We start from the raw sequence: 17,438 nt of genomic DNA on the forward strand, positions 1-17,438 counted from the left end.
TTCACCTGACAGCGCAATGCCTAAAAGCAAAAACCCCTTTCTTAATTATACTTTTGCGGACAAAGGAATGCTAATTCAATTCATTTTCATGGGAGGTATTTAAACGGTAAGCAAAGTCTATTTCGCAAACCTGAGGGCAAAGAACCCGCAGGAAAACACGATAAGCAAGATCCAGAATCTTTTTGACGAGGCAGGTTTTGTAGAACTTTTAGGGGTAGACGACCTGACGGCAATCAAGGTTCATTTCGGAGAATACGGAAACGATGGTTACATCAACCCGGTCTTTGTCCGGCAGGTGGCAGAAAAGATCCGGGGAGCCGGAGCAAAACCTTTTGTTACGGACACAAATACCCTTTATTCCGGGAGCCGGCATAATGCAGTCGACCACCTGACAACAGCCATTGAACACGGGTTTGATTACTCGGTAGTCCGGGCTCCGCTCATAATCTCGGATGGGCTCAGGAGCCAGAATATCGCAGAGGTCGAGATCAGGCAGAAGCACTTCAAGACCGTGAAAATAGGGTCCGACATCGTTGCAGCCGACTCCATGATTGTGATGTCTCATTTCAAGGGGCATATCATGGCAGGCTTTGGAGGTGCGATTAAGAACCTGGCAATGGGTTGTGCGCCCGCGGCAGGCAAAAAGGACCAGCACTACCCGACAAGCCCGTACGTTGTCGAAGCAAAGTGCATCGGCTGCGGGAGATGCGTGGAAATCTGCCCTGTGGGAGCAGCATCCCTCGAAGGGGATGTTTCCAGGATCGACCCCGGTGTCTGCATCAGCTGCGGGCAGTGTATGGAGGTCTGTCCGGAAAATGCTATCGACCTTAACTGGGAAGAAGGCATTCCCGAGTTCCTGGAGTGCCTGACCGAATATGCATACGGCGCCGTAAAAGAAAAAGAGGGAAGGGTAGGCTATATCAATTTCCTGCTCAAAATCACCCCGGATTGCGACTGTGTGCCATGGAGCGACGCCCCAATCGTGCCTGATATAGGCATCCTTGCATCAACTGACCCCGTTGCCCTGGACCAGGCAAGTTACGACCTTGTGAACAGGCAAAAAGGACTTGTGGGCTCTTCTCTGCATTGCAACCACGAAGCTGGGGCTGATAAGTTCAAAGGAGCCTGGCCTAAAATTGACGGCACCCACCAGCTTGAATATGCTGAAAAAATCGGGCTTGGAAGCAGGAATTACGATATTGTCGAGATTTGAGTAAATGATGTTTGAGTAAATGATGTTTGAGTTTGTTTGATTACTCATTCTCATTATTTTTTTAATTTTTTGTGCTTTTATGAGGGGAGAATAACTCAGCAGGTCACATGAAACATTGCAATTACCCTGCCTTTGTCTTTGTTCCAGAGTTTGATTGCTTTAGGGGTTGGAAGGAGTTTTACCTTGCAGTCTTTTTTCCTGAAATATTTCTTTGCTTTTTTCGAAAGCTCCACATACCCGGTCTGTCCAGTCCCCATGATAAACTTCTCTGCCCCCTTTTCGTAGATGTATTTCGCTTCGGCAAGCGAGATTTTATGGGACGTCCCGTAGAGTTTTTTCGAGAGCTTTTTCCTGCGCTTTTCGACTTTTCCGTCAAGGCGAATGAGGATGTCGTACCCGAATGTATTTCTTTTGACCGTAATCGAACCGAAACTTGTGGAATTGATCTCTGGTTTCATGATATCTCCTTTCAAAACAAAAAGATCTGTTCCGGATACAGTAACAAGGGCTTCTGCAGGAACAAAATCCTCTGCAGGAAGAGAAGACTGCAGGCAATATTGTTTATGAGACCACAGGCTTATTACCCTGCAGGAAACAAATGCACAGCACAAACAGGATACAATATTGCTATCACTCATTTCCGTGAACTATCCCTCCCTAAAACTTTTGCTTAATAGTTCAAGTTTTTGAGGGAGGAGCTTCCTGCTTCATACCTGGCGGTTGCCGTTTTTTTCAAGTCCACAGGCTCAAACTGTAGTCCCTACAGCAATTTTCTTAATATTGATAGCGGCATTAATGTCTCTATCATGCGTATTTTTGCAATCAGGGCATTGCCACTCTCTAATATCTAAACTTAATTCTTTAAGTTTGTAACCACAAACGTTACAGGTTTTAGAGGAAGGTTCAAACATACCTATCTTTAGTATTGTTTTTCCTACCCATTCAGCTTTGTACGTTAATTTCAGTACGAAAGAATACCATGCTGAATCACTGATAATCTGAGCTAATTTTTCTGGAAGTTTTTCTCCATCATTAGTTAGAAAACTTATGTAGTATTTTCCTGTTGGTGTTCTGGATATAGTTATAGTTTTCAAATTTCCTTTGCTAATTTCCCTATGCATCTTAACCTTAATCCAACCAAACTTAGGCAACAAAACTTTGGAAACAAAACTTTGGAAATAGATGTATCAAGACTATAGTGTTGAGGAATCTGAAAGGAAAAATGGTGATCTTTTTTCTTTTTCTTTTGAGGATACCCAAATCCAAAATTAAAGAAGTTTGTAAAAGCTTTATTCAGATTTCTACTTGCTTGTTGCAATGCTCCTGCATTAACTTCTTTCAACCAGGGATACACTTCTTTCAAAATTAAGAGGTGATTATTAAGGTTAAACTCCGAGAGACTTATTCTGAATTTTTTATACATTAACGATTTGATTTCAAGGAGTTTATTATAGACAAAACGACAGCTACCGAAGTGTTTTTCCATAAGGGCTTTTTGCTCCTTATTAGGGTGAATTCGGTATCTGTTACCTCGAAGCATCTTTATAATATACTCTTTGTAACTATATGGAGATATATGAAATTATTATCTTCGGATTGTGGGGAAGTTTACGCTCTCATCTCCCACCTGTCCAATCTGGTTTTACCGGATTGTCCGAGGAAGGAGTCTTCTCGCTTCGGGAGATAAATCCCATAGTCCGGAACAGGGGGTTACGTATAATGATTCAAGAAGCCATGTTTTACGAAAAGCTTGCCGAAAATAAAGTCCGCTGCAACCTTTGTGCCCACCACTGCAAGATCAACCCCGGAAAGCGGGGAATCTGCGGAGTAAGGGAAAACTGTGAAGGCACACTCTTTTCCCTGGTCTACGGGGCTGTTGCAAGCGAGTCAGTTGCACACATCGAACAAAAACCCCTTTATCACTATTATCCGGGGTCCACTGCGTACTCCGTCGGGACCATAGGCTGCAACTTCAGGTGCAGGCACTGCCAGAACTGGACGCTTTCCCGGGCTTCTCCGGAAGATACTGACCTGGGGATGCTCAGCCCCCCCCAGCTTATTCGGCAGGTTAAAATGGCAGGGTGCCAGTCGGTTTCCTGGACCTACAACGAGCCCACCGTCTGGTATGAGTATACTTACGACGGGGCAAAACTTGCAAAGGAGGCAGGACTTGGGACAAGCTATGTGACAAACGGGTACATCACCCCTGAAGCCCTTGAACAGATCGCCCCTTACCTGGACGCTTTCAGTGTGGACGTAAAGGCTTTTTCCGAAGAATTCTACCGGGAAATCTGCGGGGCAAAACTGGCTCCTGTGCTCGAAGCTGCCCTGCTTGCAAAACAGCTTGGAATCCATGTAGAGGTCGTAAACCTGATAATCCCCACCCACAACGATTCTTCTGAAGAAATCAGGGAACTTTCCCGCTGGGTTTACGAAAAGCTGGGAAAGGATACCCCTCTTCACTTCAACCGCTTCTTCCCTTACTACGAGATGGAGGACCTCCCTCCAACGCCAGTGGATACGCTGGATAGGGCACGCTCGATTGCAATTGAGGAAGGGATGCGTTTTGTGTATGTGGGCAATGTACCCGGCCATCCCCATGAGAATACTTACTGTCCCGAATGCGGGGCTTTGCTGATTGCAAGGGGGTTTTTTGAGGTACAGGAATACAACCTTACCCTCGAGAAGACCTGCCCGAAATGTGGAGAAAAGATTCCTATTGTGGGGGAGTATGCCGGAAACAGTAATCATATTCCGGACGCAGGATAAAGAAACTATTTCCAGATGCAGAATAAATAAACCATTTCCAGATGCAGAATAAATAAACCATTTCCAGATGTAGAATAAATAAACCATTTCCAGATGTAGAATAAATAAACCATTTCCAGATGTAGAATAAATAAACCATTTCCAGATGTAGAATAAATAAACCATTTCCGGATACATAAAATAGGAACCATATTCCGGATGCAGAAACCAGGTGAACTAATAATCTCCTTTTGAGATCAAGTTTAGTTGATTTATGCTCAAATCTATTTTTTAAAAAGATACATATAGAAGATTCCTCCAGTTAATATATAGTATAAAAATATCCAATTTTACTGGAGATGAATGTTAGTGACCATCTGGGAATACGATGTTAAAGAGATTAGGTTCAGTGAGTGGTCAAAGGCAAAAGAAGACCTTAACAACCTGGGTGTTGAAGGCTGGGAACTGATCAAGTGTTCAAATGAGATCGATGAAAATGGCATGATTACAGCTGTTTTCAAAAGGTCGGTTGATTACGTTGATGCAGCCTTCTAAAACTATTTTTTCTTCCTTATCAAAAATTCTGAAGATTTACTCTTTTACTCTTTCTTATCCGTTTCCGGTTTTCCGTAAAAGTCTCAATTACCTTCTAACTCAGGTAATTGTAGTATGTTAGCCAGAATTTGATTTTCAGCATATAGTTATTTATTTTAAGATTATTTTTCCGATTATTTTTCCGATTATTTTAAGATTATTTTTCCGATTATTTTTCAGGCAGTTTTTCAGGTTTTTGTGTTTTACTGCCGTTAAATTTCCTTCTAACGCATGATCCCCTGAGAGTAACACCTCCCGTTAACGGCGTTTACTTGTGGTGGTATAAGAAAACTCTTTTATCATATTAAATATTACAATATTTTAGAAAAATAATAATTGCGGGGGCAAATATATCGGGGGTTCTTTAAAGGCTTGAAATTCTTCGGTTTTTTATTCCCTGCATTAATTCTTTTAATATAGATGAAATGACGGCAGGTTCCAGATAATCTGAACTGTTAACCCATCTCTATCAAACGATTTCCCATAAAAAATCTCCAACTAAACTGCCATTCCATTGGCCTGAATTCTATCAAACAACAGTACGTTAAATAATCTCCTATAAAAAATTAAGAATTGGCTTTGAATCGGAGTTATTGAGGATTATCATGAATAGGAGTTTCAAGTTCATTTTGATCATTTGTATGCTGTTTGCCGTGATCGGAGCAAGTGCTTGCATAGGTGAAGAAAAAGATGGGACTGCAAAAGATGCAGGTTCCAGAGAAAATTCCCAGGAGCTTGTTGTGGGCATAAGTACGGATGTCAGCAACTGGTACCTTAACATGTTTGCAGCGGGAGATTCACGTTTTGTCTGGTCCCAGGTCTATGAAACCCTTGTGAGGCTTGATTCAGACCTGAACATTATCCCCGGGCTTGCGGAATCCTGGGAAACCCCTGATGAAGGAAAAACCTGGATATTCCACCTGCGTGAAAATGTGACTTTTCATGACGGGACTCCCTTTGATGCGAATTCGGTTGTTTTCTCTTATTCCAATCATTCCTATGTAAGGCAGGCTGTATTAAAACCGGTGCAGAGCGTGGAAGCTCTCGACGCTCATACTGTAAAATTCGTACTGGAAAAACCCATGCCTCTGCCGTTCTACCTGACTCACATAGCCTGGCCCGTAATGGGGCCTGGTTGTCTTGATGAAGCAGGGAATTTCATTAAACCGATAGGAACCGGACCGTTTAAATTTGAAACTCAGGCAAAGGACCAGGAAATAGTGCTCACAAAAAATGAAGCCTACTGGGGAGAAAAGCCGCTGCTTGAGAAGGTTACTTTCAAGGTAATTCCGGAGGCGACGACAAGGGTGATTGCCCTTGAGACCGGGGAAGTGGACATGATCGTCAAGGTCCCGGAATACGATGTCCTAAGGCTCGACGCCGAAGAGGGTATCCAGGTCCACAGGAAACTTTCGACCTTTACGGATTTCCTGCAGTTCAACTGCGACAAATCTCCCTTCGATGATACGAGGGTGCGCCAGAGTGTTGCTTATACAATCGATACCGAGACTCTCGTAAACGAAGTGCTTGAAGGCGTCGGGGTGCCGGCAGGCGGAAGACCCTATTCCCCTGTAATGATGTACTCAGACCCTGATCTTGAGACATATACCCCGGATCTTGATAAGGCAAAAGCTCTCCTTGAAGAAGCCGGGTGGAAAGATGCTGATGGAGACGGGATTGCAGTAAAAGACGGAAAACCCCTGCATGTGACCCTGATAGTGAGTAAGGGAGTCTGGGCAGCCAGGCATAACCCTATAGCTCAGGTTGTGCAGGGTGTCCTTCGAGAAGTCGGAATGGATGTAGAAATCAAGGTGCTTGACGAAGGAGCCATAAGCAAACTCGAAAGCACAGGGGACTTTGATATGATACTCAGAAGCGGTTATTTTGTCTGGGGACCCTACCCGAAGCACTTCTTTGTGCACCACTCTGCAAGCCCTTATTCGCATTATCACAATGAGAACTATGACCAGCTCGTCAATGAAGCCGATATGACTGTTGATTCACAGAAGCAGGAAGAGCTCTACCATTCCCTGCAGACCTTTGTAATAGAAGAAGTTCCGGCTTTTTACCTTGTGCATGAGGAAAAAGTTGTTGCAACCGGCTCTTCGGTAAAAGGCTATACTATAAGCTCTGAAGACCCCTGGCTGAACCTTTCTGGGGTCTACCTGGAAAGGAAGTGAAGCATAAAGTTCAGAAATGTGTAAAAAGTTTGGAAGATACTCATGTGGAAGTACATAGCAAAACGCCTGGCAATGGTTTCCGTCGTACTCATGGGAGTTACGCTTGTAGCTTTTTCTGCAATGTACCTTGCTCCTGGGGACCCTGCAGAGGTTATAGCCCTTGCAAGGTACGGGGAAGACCTGAGCGTCAGTCAGGTCGAAACCCTGAGGGAAGCGGAAGGGCTTGACGCTCCCGTGCATGTTCAGTACCTTATATGGCTTAGCCACCTGCTTCGGCTGGACCTTGGAAAATCGCTTGTGACTTCCGAAGATGTCCTTGCCGAAATCCGTCAGAAACTGCCTGCAACCGCAGAACTTGCAGTTGCCAGCCTGCTGATTTCCCTTCTAATCGCCTTGCCTGCGGGGATCCTTGGCGCACTCCGGAAAAACACCCTGCTTGACAAAAGTTGCATGTTTGTTTCTCTGGTAGGGGTTTCCATTCCGAATTTCTGGCTCGGGCTTCTTTTGATCTGGCTTTTTGCCCTGACCCTCCACCTCTTCCCAAGTTTTGGGTACGGAAGCCTGAAACACTTAGTTCTGCCTGCCCTTACCCTTGGCACCTCAATGGCGGCGGTTACTGCAAGGCTTACCCGCGCAAGCCTTCTGGAGGTGATGGGACAGGAATATATTTTGGCTGCACGCGCCAGGGGATTTGACGAAAATACAATCCTTTTCCGGCACGCTCTTAAAAATGCTTTTCTTCCTGTTGTCACATTTGCAGGAATGCAGTTTGGTTACCTTCTTGGAGGGGCAGTGATTGTGGAAACCATCTTTTCCTGGCCTGGCATTGGAAAACTTCTTGTTGACTCGATTTTTGCGAGGGACTTTTCCATGGTCCAGGGCTGTGTCCTTTTTATTGCAGTGCTCTTTTCCCTCTCCAGCCTTGCCGTTGATATCCTTTATGCAGTGCTTGACCCGAGGATAAGATATGACAGACGTGATTGAAAAAATAGAGATGACTGAAAAGATATGCCTGGCTAAAAAAAGGCTGTGTTTAGGGGAATTAGGAAAGAACAGGCTTGCGGTCTCAGGTATCCTGCTTATCGCCGGCCTTTGCGTTCTGGCCCTGTTTGCTCCCGAGATCGCTCCGCACGATCCCCTTGCCCAGAGGCTTGACAGCAGGCTTCTTTTCCCTTCTTCTGAATATCCTTTCGGAACCGATGAGCTTGGGCGCTGCATTTTTTCAAGGGTTATCTATGGCACACGCATTTCTCTGAGTATCGGACTCCTTGTAGTTGCAGTAACGTCCATTGCAGGCACATCTCTGGGGCTGCTTTCAGGGTACATGGGAGGCGTGCTGGATGAAGCCATAATGAGAGGAATAGACATCGTGATGGCCTTTCCCAATATCATCCTTGCCCTTGTGATTGCAGGGCTGCTGGGTCCGGGCTTTTCAAGTGTTGTCCTTGCCCTTACTTTTACCCAGTGGCCTGCTTATGCCAGGCTTGTACGCGGGCAAGTGCTGTCTCTCAGGAAGAGGGCTTTTGTGGAGGCTGCAAGGGCTCTGAGGCCCTCAAGTTTCTACATTATGCGAAAACATATCCTTCCGAACTGCATGGAGCCTGTAATCGTGCTTGGAACCCTTGAGATTGCACACGTTATAATCTTTGCTGCAGCCCTGAGTTTTCTCGGACTAGGGATCCAGCCCCCTGATCCGGAATGGGGCTCCATGCTCAAAGCCGGGATCCCATACCTCCGCACAGCTCCCCATCTCACCTTTTTCCCGGGCCTTATGATCATATTCACAGTCTTTGCGTTTAATTTTGCAGGAGACGGTTTGAGGGAAAGCCTTGGTCAGCCTGCAGATCAGGAGGTGCTGGCAAGGTGAACTCCCTCCTTCTCTCAATTGAAGATCTGAACGTCTCTTTCAAAACCTCAAAAGGCATTGTAAGAGCCAATGAGGGAATTTCCCTTGAAATAAGGGAAGGAGAAATTCTGGGGCTTATAGGAGAAACAGGCTGTGGAAAAACCACCCTTGGAAAAGCCATTTTGAGGCTGCTCTCAGGTAAAGCAAAACTTGAAGGAAAAATAGTGTACAGGGATACGGATCTCCTCACCCTGCCCGAGAAAGAAATGAGGCTTCTCAGGGGAAAAGAAATAGGAATTATGCTCCAGAACCCTTCAGCCTGCCTCAACCCTGTTCTTTCTGTAGGAAGGCAGATTTCGGAAATCTACCGTTACCACGAAGGTACAGGAAAAAAAGAAGCTGAAAAGAAAGCTGGAGAGATGCTTGAGCTTGTGGGGATCAGCTCTTCTCGGGGGTGTGACTATCCCCACCAGTTCAGTGGGGGGATGCTGCAGAGGGTCATGGTTGCAATAGGGCTTGCTCTCAGGCCCGGGCTCCTGATCGCAGATGAGCCTACAAAAGGGCTTGATTCGGATACAAAATTGCAGATCGTGGAACTGATTACCGGGCTTGTCCGCAAGGAAAATTCTTCCATGCTTCTGATCACGCACGACCTGGAACTTGCCGGCAGGCTCGCGGACAGAATTGCAGTTATGTACGCCGGAGAAATCATTGAAATCGGAAAGGCGGCTGAGATTATTTCTAACCCGAAACATCCTTATACCCTTGATCTGCTGCACTCGCTCCCCGGAAAGGGATTCAGGACCGTTCCAGGGCAACCCCCAAGCCTTGTTTCCCCTCCTTCCGGCTGCAGGTACCATCCGCGTTGCGGTTTCCGGCTTGAGGCCTGTTCAAAGGTCCATCCGGCACTTCTGGGATCTGAGGGGGGGCACCTTACCCGTTGCCTTCTCTTTGAAAAGAGCAGGAGAATGGAAACTTCAGCGCAGCCCTTCCTTAATGCACAGGTTGCTTTCAGGTGTGCAGAGGAGGATACATGGCACTGTTGAAGGAAGATATGGTACTGTTGAAAGTAGAGGGCCTGAAAAAGTACTATTATTCGGGGTTGTTCAAAAAAGAGGTCCACAGGGCGGTTGACGGAATCAGTTTTGAGATAGGGAGAGGGAAAACTCTGGGACTTGTTGGAAAAAGCGGCTGTGGAAAATCCACACTTGGGAGAACGATTTTGGGGCTGCTGGAGCCCACCGGGGGAAGGGTCCTTTTTGATGGGCAGGATATCTCAGGCTTCAAAGGTAGTGATTTGAAAAGACTGGGGACAAAAATGCAGATTATTTTCCAGAATCCGGAATCATGTTTGAACCCGAGGATGAAGGTCTATGATGCCGTTGCAGAACCCCTGAGGCTTCACAGGCTCTGTGAAAAAGGTGAAGAACGATTACGGGTACAGGAACTTCTCGAAGCTGTTTCTCTGAGTGAAGAACTGCTCTTTCGCTATCCCGGAGAATTGAGTGGAGGACAGCTTCAGAGGGTTGCAATAGCCAGAGTTCTTGGCATGAGGCCGGAGTTCATAGTTGCGGATGAGCCCACATCCATGCTCGATCCACTTGTCCAGGCCCAGATCCTTTTCCTGCTAAAAAATCTCCAGGAAGACTACGGGATCAGTTTCCTGTTTATCTCGCATGACATGGAGGTCGTAAAGTGGATGAGCGATGAGATCGCAGTTATGGAAGAGGGAAGAATAATTGATTTCAGGTGATTTCCAATTGATTCTTTCATATTTAGCAGTTACATGCTTGTAATTACATTCAATGCAAAATGAATAAAAAGTGTAAAACAAGATTGAACATGAAAGTAGAGAACAAACTAATGGAAACCCCTGCTGTAGGTGCTGACCGTCTCATCAAGACCGTGGAAAACTCGACCAGGGGGCTGAAAGAGTACAGGTTGATCGTTACGGCTCTTGAACTTGAGGCGTTTAAAGCTCTGAAAACCCCCCTTCAGGCAGGTGAACTTGCCGAAAGACAGGTAAAAATTAACTGGGGAGCTTTTCTAATACCTGATTTCTAACAGATGATCCTGAAGTATGATTTCCTTAGTGTAGCACCTTCCGTTAACAGCGTTTACCTGTCTTGCTATAAGAAAAATTTTTTATCTTATCAAATGTTATAATATTTTAGCAAAATAATAATTGTAAGGGTAAATGCATCGGGAATAGCGTTTTGTAATAAACGATCTACAAGATTTGGCTTGAACACATTTAACCGGAGCATCTGGAATCCCTGTGGCGGTTTGAAATTATCTGGTTGTTAATTTCTCTCATTAATTCCTTTAATAAATATTGGCTGATGGGAGGTTTCAGCTAATTTGTACTGTTAAACCGTTTCCATCAAACTGTCTTCATCAAACTGTCTCATCAAACTGTCTCATCAAACTGTCTTCATCAAACTGTCTCATCAAACTGTCTTCATCAAACTGTCTCCATCAAACTGTCTCCATCAAACTGTCTTCAGCTTTACGAATTCATTTTACCGGGTTTATTTTTACTTCAGTATAATATGTGAAGCATTTCCTGTTGGATCAAAGAGATAGGTAAAAGAAATAATGAATAGAAGAAATATATGGGAATAGGAGAAATGGTATGGAAAATAAAGCTCAAAATCAAACTGGAACATCTATTGACTTAATGCAAAAGCCTGAGGTAGATGCCGACCGATTTTTCAAGCTTGTTGATTCTTCTGTCCGGGGTCTGAGGGAATGCAGGCTCATTGCTGCGGCCTTTGAGCTTGGAGTGTTTGAAGCTCTTAAAGTCCCCTTATCAGCAAGAGTTCTGGCTGATAAGCTCGGATGCGACCCTGTGCTTATGCCCCACTTCTGCGAGGCTCTCCACAGCCTTGGTTTCCTCGATAGGTTTGAGGAAGGGGCACATGAGGACGGGGCACATGAGGAAGAGATAAATGCGCAGATGCAGGAAAAAGGCGAAGGCGAATCCGAAGGCAGATCTGAAGGCAAACCATCTGATCACGGAGTAAACCCTGACCACGAAGTAAAAAATCATGGGGCAGTGTACCTGGTATCGGAACTCAGTGCAACGTACCTTCTGGAAGGCTCTCCATTTTCTCAGCGGCATTACCTTGCCGAAAGGCTAAGGAATGTTGAACTCTGGGTCCGGCTTCCGCAGATTCTGAAGAGAGGGCCTGAGATTGTCGAAAAAGGGCCTTTTTTCGGGGAGGTAGTCCAATGTATGGCTGAAAACGCGCGCTGTGGACTGCTTCAAGAAACTGTCAAAGTTGTCCGGGAAAATGTGGATTTTACAAAGGTCAAAAAGCTGCTTGACCTCGGGGGAGGACACGGGCTCTATGCAATCGCTTTTGCAAAATTGAATGAAAACCTTCAGGCTTTTGTTTTCGACCTTCCGCCTGTCACGCAAAAAGCAAAAGATTTCATAGAAAAGTATGGAGCTTCAAGAGTGGATATAATTCCGGGAGACTTTTTTAATGATGAAATCGGAAGTGGATACGATGTTATCTTTTCTTCCTTTAATCCAGGAGGAAAAGTGCCTTCCCTTATCCCGAAGATTTCCAAAGCCCTGACTCCTGGAGGCGTTTTTGTAACCAGGCAGATCCCTGAAGAAAAAATGAAATCCAGCCCTCTTCTCAGCCTCGACTGGAACCTCTGGACTTTTGAAGATGTGAAAAAAGGAGGAACGGGATACAGTTTTGAAAACAGCGTCCCCTTTTCCGAATATATAGAGATGCTGGAAAGCCACGGGCTTGAAGTTTTCCGTGTCCTTGACATGAAGGACGGATCAAGGATCGTGTTTGCCTGGAAAGTATGAGGGAATTTTTACAGAGGACAGGGTACGGGAATAGAAATCCTGAATTGAAAGGGATATTGCAGTTCCTTCTAACAGGAACTGTTTTCTAACAGGAACCGTTTGATTATATTTGTGAAGAGTTGAGTTCCAGACCGAAATCACTTAGTTTCCTTTACTGTGAACAGGACACTTATCCCTGTTTTCAGGGGAGCAGCTTATATATTCCCCGGTCTGGACAAAATACCTGAAATGCTCTATCCAGATTCTTGATTCATCTTCTTTATCCGTAAATTCTATGAATTTTTTTAATGCCTGCGCCGTTTTTGGGTTCAGGATATGCTCAATTTTGCATGCATCTTCTTCTGCGATCTTTTCATCAATCCCCAGATGCATGAGAAAATCTTTTAACATGTTGTATTTTTCCCTCATTTTTCTGGCGATTTCCTTTCCTTTCGTGGTAAGAGTTACTCCACCATACTTTTCATAATTAATGTAACCTTCTTTATCAAGTTTTTTGAACATACCTGTAACGGTTGAAGGTCCGAGTTCCAGCTCTTTTGCTACATCTTTAACTTTAGCATACCCTTTTTCTTCTACAATTGAGGCAATAATTTTCAGGTAGTCTTCATCTCTTTCCGTTGTCATAAAACTCGAACCTTTTTTTGTATACCGAATATTATTCGATTATTATATTCGTTTATGCAGGAAAGACATATAAGCATAGCTATATTCATATTTTATAAAAAGGCCGAAAAAACATCATAACAAAAAAAATCAAGATAAAGGTCAAGGAAATTTTCATTTTTTCTGCATTATTCTTCTCCCATTTCTTTTCTGAATTCCATGTAATCTCTTTCGACTTCTTCGAGCTCGTGTTCCATGTTCATACCGCCATTTTAGAAATTTACAGTAATTGAAATCGGTTTCCTTTGATGTGTAAACACTGGTATATTTTTGGAGAGGAAGGCAGGATATCATTTTCCGGGAGTTTTTCCGGGTTGGGAGGCGTCTCTGTCCTGTCTTCCTTTCCGTTGAGCCGAAAGATTTCCAAAGCCATGGTTGCCTTGTAACCTGTAGCCTTAAAGCTTTAAATCTGTCTTTGATTTTCGTTTTTTTTTCGGTCTTGTACTGATCCTGTATGGTTGTTCGCTTTCTGGTCTGTCTATGCAGCTTTAAGTTCAGGAAGGACTTGCTCTCAGGCTTTTGAAATCTCCGGTTTCTGTTCATCATGATTTTTTACAAAGGTTTTTCGGGTTCAGCCCGTCCGGCTGTGACAAACCCTTCGCCCCTTTTCAGTCAACCTGTAAATTGTACCGCTTGATACGGTGATTTTTCCGGAACAGCCGCAAAGCCCACAATTTTTGCAGGAGCCGGAGCAGGAAGAAGACCAGTCAGAATTTTTTTCCATAACTTTTTCAACATGTCCCAGTCCTTCCATAATCTCGAGTAAGCCTTTAAGCTGCTGTGTACTCATTTTCAAACGTCCTGAGATGTCATTGAATGATATACTGCCTTTCTTTTCCGCTTCTGCTACTTGTTTTAGTACATACATGTATCCGATTACCATTGTCTTTGTTTCCCCCTTTCCTGGAGTTTGAATTTATTTTCCCAGCTTGTATATATTGCAAGGGAAAGCAGGCCAAGGTAAAGTGCAGGCTTGAAATCTACAAGTGGAGTCCATTCCTCAAATCCCTCCGCAAACAAAACCCACGCATTAATAAGGTCGGCAATAAAGTTCAGGGAATATAGAGCTCCGAAAAGCATGGAGAGTACGATCCCTACATATGCATAGGCTCTTCCTTCTGAGGGATTTTTTGAAAGTTCAACAGTTCCGTGTAGGTAAACCGCCCCTACGACTGCAAGTACCAGCCCACCGGCAATTTCCGGGGGAAGCAGGTTGGAAGCTATAAAGTTTTCAGGCAAAAGCCCGGCTCCTTTCAGGACCTGCAAGCTCCCGATTGCAAGGTAGGTTATCCCCCAGAGGAGGGTAAAATAGGTCAGAGCTTTGTTCTTATTTTCCATTTATATCTCTCCTTCATGCGAATATGATGTTTCCTATTTTTACCGTCGCAAAGGCCATTAGCCACGCTATTGATGTCGAATAAGCTGCTGCAAAAAGCATCCATTTCCAGGAACCTGACTCTTTTTTGATTACTGCAATTGCTCCTATGCAGGGTACGTAAAGCAGGGTAAATACCATTAGCCCGAGTGCAATCGCAGGCGTGAATGTAGAGTCCGCTACAAGAGCCGAAGAGAGTATTCCCTCGTCTGTCCCGGTGCCGTAGAGGGTTCCGAGAGAACCGATGACAATCTCTTTGGCAAGGAACCCGAAGATCAGGGATATTGCAATTTTCCAGTCAAACCCTATTGGAGCTACGAGAGGCTCGAGCAGTTTTCCCAGGCTGCCTATGTAACTTTCCGCACTTCCGTATTCGACTCCCTGCGGGAAGTATGCAAGTAGCCATATTATTACCACTCCCCCTGCGATCACAGTACCTACCCGTTTCAGGTAAAGGGAGCCCTGGTTCCACATATGTTTCAGGGAATTGCCGACTGAAGGCACGTGGTAGGGAGGAAGTTCCATTATAAAGGAAGAAGGTTTGCCCTTAAAAATGACACTCCGGATAAGCTTGGCAGACAGGATTGCCACAATTATGCCGAGCACATAGAGCCCGAAAATAACTGATCCGGCCTGTTTTCCGAAAAACGTCCCTGCAAGCAGCACGTAAACAGGCATCCTGGCCCCGCAGGACATGAAAGGCGTAACCATCATCGTAATAAGGCGGTCTTTTTCATCTTCAAGGGTGCGGGTTGCCATAATGGCCGGGACCGAGCATCCGAAGCCCATAAGCATCGGGATAAAGGATTTTCCCTGGAGCCCCATCGAGTACATCAACCTGTCCATAATAAAGGCGGCTCTTGCAAGATATCCGCTGTCTTCCAGCAAAGCGAGGAGGAAAAACAGGATGAAAATATTGGGTACAAAAAGTATAACTGATCCCACTCCTGCAATTATCCCGTCTCCGAGCAAGGATGCAAGCCAGGAAGAATCAATGTTTGCAGCAACAGTTTCGGCAAGCGAACCGAAAAACATGTCTATGAGTTCCATGAAGGGAGAGGCGAAGGTAAAGGTAAGTTCGAACATGCCCCACATCAGGGTAAGGAATATGGGTATTCCAAGATACCTGTTTGTAAGTACCCTATCGACCATGTCGGACGGTGACATATTTTCAACACAGGTCGTACATGCCTGAGACAGTATGCTGCTTATGAACTCATACCGCTTATCGGCTATTTCAGCTTCGTATTCCTCCGGATCCAGGCCGGAAAGAAATTTTTCAACTTCAGGTTCTACACTTGACCGAGAAAGTTTTGAGCGAACATTTTCGTCTCCTTCGAGTAGTTTTATGCTCAACCATCTGGAAGGGTATCTGCTCAGAAGGGGCATGTCTTTAATGAGAATATTTTCCAGATGCCGAATCTTCTCTTCAACATCTTTTCCGTATCCTATCTCATGAGGCAAGTGTGCTTTGGAATCGGCTTTTGTGATTATTGCGTCAAGAAGGGTATTGATACCCCTGCCTTCGTTTGCCGTTGTCCTTATCAAAGTGGTTCCAAGTAATTTTTCAAACCTGAGGATATCCAACTCGTCTCCTCGGCTTTCCGAAAGGTCGGACATATTCAGAGCAAAGACAAGTTTTGTCCCCATTTCCAGCAGCTGGGTGCTCAGGTACAGGTTGCGTTCCAGGTTTGTCGAGTCAAGTACCTGGACTACAACATCCGGTTTTTCCTCAAGGATATAATCTCTGGAAACAACTTCGTCTGCCGAATAGGCTGTGAGGCTGTAGGTTCCGGGAAGGTCTACAATTTCGAGAACATGTCCGGCATATTCTTTTGTACCTACTTTTTTCTCAACCGTTACCCCGGGCCAGTTTCCTACTTTTTGCCTGGCTCCGGTAATAGCATTGAAAACGGTTGTTTTGCCCACATTGGGGTTTCCTGTAAGTGCAACCCTGATTTTAGTCTCAACCAAGTTCTACACCTTCACACGGATCCGGTTCTACCATAATTTTCATCGCCATACCCTTTCCAAGGGCATAACGTGCTCCATTCACATTGACAAGCAGATTCCCTCTTTCGCATCCTATAAGCCGGACAGAGGACGAAGGCGTAAAACCCATTTCTGTCAGTCTTCTTTTGAGGCCCAAACCTGCCCGAATTTCTTTGATCCTGCAGTCTTTTCCTTCCGAAAGCATGGTAAGAGGCATCCGTGCGGTCAAATTAATCCTCCAGTACTTCAACAACAACTGCCTCTGCCTCAGCCTTCCTGAGAGAGAGATTGTATCCTTTTAACTTGAAATCCACAGGGTCTCCCAATGGGGCTTTTTTGGTGACGCTCAGAACTGTCCCGGGAACCATTCCCATATCAAGGAGCCGCTTACGGAAACTCCCTCCACCTCTTACCTGGATTACACGGGCTTTTTGGCCCGTTTCCAGCATATTCAGGGTTTTATCTATTGTTTCTATCATTTTTGTATTACCCTCACATTTTCGGATAACCTAATTATTTTCCTAGTTTTTAAATGTACTAATGAATATTTAAAATTTTCGGATATACGAATATATTATGGATAAGCGAATTATTATTTATATATAATATATTCTTTGGAATAATCTGGAAATCTTGTACAACCGGTTGGATCTGTTTACTTTCAGCCCGATATTTGCAAATCCATTCCCTGAACCATGAATTTCTGCAGGTCAAGGAAAAAAGGAGATACTTCACATGTATGGTATAGCCATCCAGAGCTGGGCAGAGAGGTTTGCCCTATACCCAGGAAACACGCCTATTTTTTCATAAGAAAATGCGCGCAAAAAACCGATGCATGCTATGAAAAAAAGTGCTGTCCCAATAAATGTAAGGTATCGGTTTTCCGATATGATTTTTGATTTCCATACTATGATGAAAAACATGTAAGCAATTTTTAAAACATGTAAGCGATTTTTTTTGAATATTATAATTTAATATAAATCTATAACAGCAAC

The 17,438-nt window shown here is 44.6% G+C and carries 20 protein-coding genes; 10 read left to right on the top strand and 10 right to left on the bottom strand.

Translation table 11 applies throughout. From position 1 onward, the window contains the following. The first annotated feature begins 160 nt into the window (after positions 1–160). A complete protein-coding gene (locus MSWHS_RS17240) occupies positions 161–1,213 on the top strand; it encodes a DUF362 domain-containing protein (RefSeq protein ID WP_255350514.1) in 1,053 nt (350 codons plus the stop codon). A 95-nt stretch (positions 1,214–1,308) separates the two neighbouring features. Here MSWHS_RS17240 and MSWHS_RS17245 read toward each other — a convergent pair whose 3' ends face one another. The 3 genes from MSWHS_RS17245 to MSWHS_RS22500 all read right to left on the bottom strand — a co-directional run bounded on the left by MSWHS_RS17245 (position 1,309) and on the right by MSWHS_RS22500 (position 2,699). Continuing rightward, positions 1,309–1,851: an Mth938-like domain-containing protein gene (locus MSWHS_RS17245; protein ID WP_231585501.1), complete on the bottom strand. Its 543-nt coding sequence runs from the start codon at positions 1,849–1,851 to the stop codon at positions 1,309–1,311. 108 nt (positions 1,852–1,959) lie between these two features. After that, positions 1,960–2,307, bottom strand: coding sequence for a zinc ribbon domain-containing protein (locus tag MSWHS_RS22495; protein ID WP_048127415.1), 348 nt, complete (start codon positions 2,305–2,307; stop codon positions 1,960–1,962). Beyond that, positions 2,304–2,699, bottom strand: a complete 396-nt coding sequence (locus MSWHS_RS22500) for a helix-turn-helix domain-containing protein (protein ID WP_048127416.1) — start codon at positions 2,697–2,699, stop codon at positions 2,304–2,306. The genes MSWHS_RS22495 and MSWHS_RS22500 overlap by 4 nt, the downstream gene beginning before the upstream one ends. Positions 2,700–2,932: 233 nt before the next feature. On the opposite strand from MSWHS_RS22500, the gene amrS reads away from it, so the two are divergent. The 9 genes from amrS (at position 2,933) to MSWHS_RS17300 (ending at position 12,413) form a co-directional block, all read left to right on the top strand. Next, positions 2,933–3,982 carry an AmmeMemoRadiSam system radical SAM enzyme gene (amrS, locus tag MSWHS_RS17260; RefSeq protein ID WP_048127417.1) on the top strand — a complete coding sequence of 350 codons (1,050 nt, stop codon included), beginning with the start codon at positions 2,933–2,935 and terminating at the stop codon, positions 3,980–3,982. A gap of 342 nt (positions 3,983–4,324) precedes the next feature. After that, the gene (locus tag MSWHS_RS17265; protein ID WP_369798564.1) at positions 4,325–4,516 is read left to right on the top strand and encodes a hypothetical protein; all 192 of its coding nucleotides are present in this window, start codon (positions 4,325–4,327) and stop codon (positions 4,514–4,516) included. A 644-nt stretch (positions 4,517–5,160) separates the two neighbouring features. Beyond that, positions 5,161–6,735, top strand: a complete 1,575-nt coding sequence (locus tag MSWHS_RS17270) for an ABC transporter substrate-binding protein (protein ID WP_048127419.1) — start codon at positions 5,161–5,163, stop codon at positions 6,733–6,735. 42 nt (positions 6,736–6,777) lie between these two features. Continuing rightward, positions 6,778–7,719 carry a nickel ABC transporter permease gene (gene nikB, locus MSWHS_RS17275; RefSeq protein ID WP_048127421.1) on the top strand — a complete coding sequence of 314 codons (942 nt, stop codon included), beginning with the start codon at positions 6,778–6,780 and terminating at the stop codon, positions 7,717–7,719. Further along, positions 7,703–8,602: a nickel ABC transporter permease subunit NikC gene (nikC, locus tag MSWHS_RS17280; protein ID WP_048127424.1), complete on the top strand. Its 900-nt coding sequence runs from the start codon at positions 7,703–7,705 to the stop codon at positions 8,600–8,602. The genes nikB and nikC overlap by 17 nt, the downstream gene beginning before the upstream one ends. After that, a complete protein-coding gene (locus MSWHS_RS17285) occupies positions 8,599–9,627 on the top strand; it encodes an ABC transporter ATP-binding protein (protein WP_048127426.1) in 1,029 nt (342 codons plus the stop codon). Before nikC ends, MSWHS_RS17285 begins: the two co-directional genes overlap by 4 nt. Further along, positions 9,615–10,334 (top strand): ATP-binding cassette domain-containing protein, encoded by a 720-nt coding sequence (locus tag MSWHS_RS17290; RefSeq protein ID WP_231585502.1) that lies wholly within the window; start codon positions 9,615–9,617, stop codon positions 10,332–10,334. The genes MSWHS_RS17285 and MSWHS_RS17290 overlap by 13 nt, the downstream gene beginning before the upstream one ends. An 89-nt stretch (positions 10,335–10,423) precedes the next feature. Beyond that, positions 10,424–10,645 (top strand): hypothetical protein, encoded by a 222-nt coding sequence (locus MSWHS_RS17295; protein WP_197073981.1) that lies wholly within the window; start codon positions 10,424–10,426, stop codon positions 10,643–10,645. A 571-nt stretch (positions 10,646–11,216) separates the two neighbouring features. Further along, entirely contained in the window at positions 11,217–12,413 is a 1,197-nt protein-coding gene (locus MSWHS_RS17300; RefSeq protein WP_048159477.1) for a methyltransferase, read from the top strand. 141 nt (positions 12,414–12,554) lie between these two features. Here the strand turns inward: MSWHS_RS17300 and MSWHS_RS17305 are convergent, their stop codons facing one another. From MSWHS_RS17305 to MSWHS_RS19780, 7 genes are all read right to left on the bottom strand, one after another. After that, positions 12,555–13,037: a metal-dependent transcriptional regulator gene (locus MSWHS_RS17305; protein WP_048127433.1), complete on the bottom strand. Its 483-nt coding sequence runs from the start codon at positions 13,035–13,037 to the stop codon at positions 12,555–12,557. Between the two features lie 610 nt (positions 13,038–13,647). Continuing rightward, complete coding sequence (locus MSWHS_RS17310; protein ID WP_048127436.1) at positions 13,648–13,959, bottom strand: FeoC-like transcriptional regulator; 312 nt, start codon at positions 13,957–13,959, stop codon at positions 13,648–13,650. Then, on the bottom strand, positions 13,953–14,414 hold the full coding sequence (locus MSWHS_RS17315) for a hypothetical protein (protein WP_048127437.1): 462 nt from the start codon (positions 14,412–14,414) through the stop codon (positions 13,953–13,955). Before MSWHS_RS17315 ends, MSWHS_RS17310 begins: the two co-directional genes overlap by 7 nt. Positions 14,415–14,427: 13 nt before the next feature. After that, positions 14,428–16,425 (bottom strand): ferrous iron transport protein B, encoded by a 1,998-nt coding sequence (gene feoB, locus MSWHS_RS17320; protein WP_048159478.1) that lies wholly within the window; start codon positions 16,423–16,425, stop codon positions 14,428–14,430. After that, complete coding sequence (locus tag MSWHS_RS17325; RefSeq protein ID WP_048130298.1) at positions 16,418–16,660, bottom strand: ferrous iron transport protein A; 243 nt, start codon at positions 16,658–16,660, stop codon at positions 16,418–16,420. Before MSWHS_RS17325 ends, feoB begins: the two co-directional genes overlap by 8 nt. A 13-nt stretch (positions 16,661–16,673) precedes the next feature. Beyond that, positions 16,674–16,922, bottom strand: coding sequence for a ferrous iron transport protein A (locus MSWHS_RS17330; RefSeq protein ID WP_048127441.1), 249 nt, complete (start codon positions 16,920–16,922; stop codon positions 16,674–16,676). A 252-nt stretch (positions 16,923–17,174) separates the two neighbouring features. Continuing rightward, positions 17,175–17,366, bottom strand: a complete 192-nt coding sequence (locus MSWHS_RS19780; protein WP_082088062.1) for an MASE3 domain-containing protein — start codon at positions 17,364–17,366, stop codon at positions 17,175–17,177. Between the last annotated feature and the right edge of the window lie 72 nt (positions 17,367–17,438).

The sequence above is a fragment of the Methanosarcina sp. WWM596 genome, from assembly GCF_000969965.1.
Taxonomy (GTDB): Archaea; Halobacteriota; Methanosarcinia; order Methanosarcinales; family Methanosarcinaceae; genus Methanosarcina.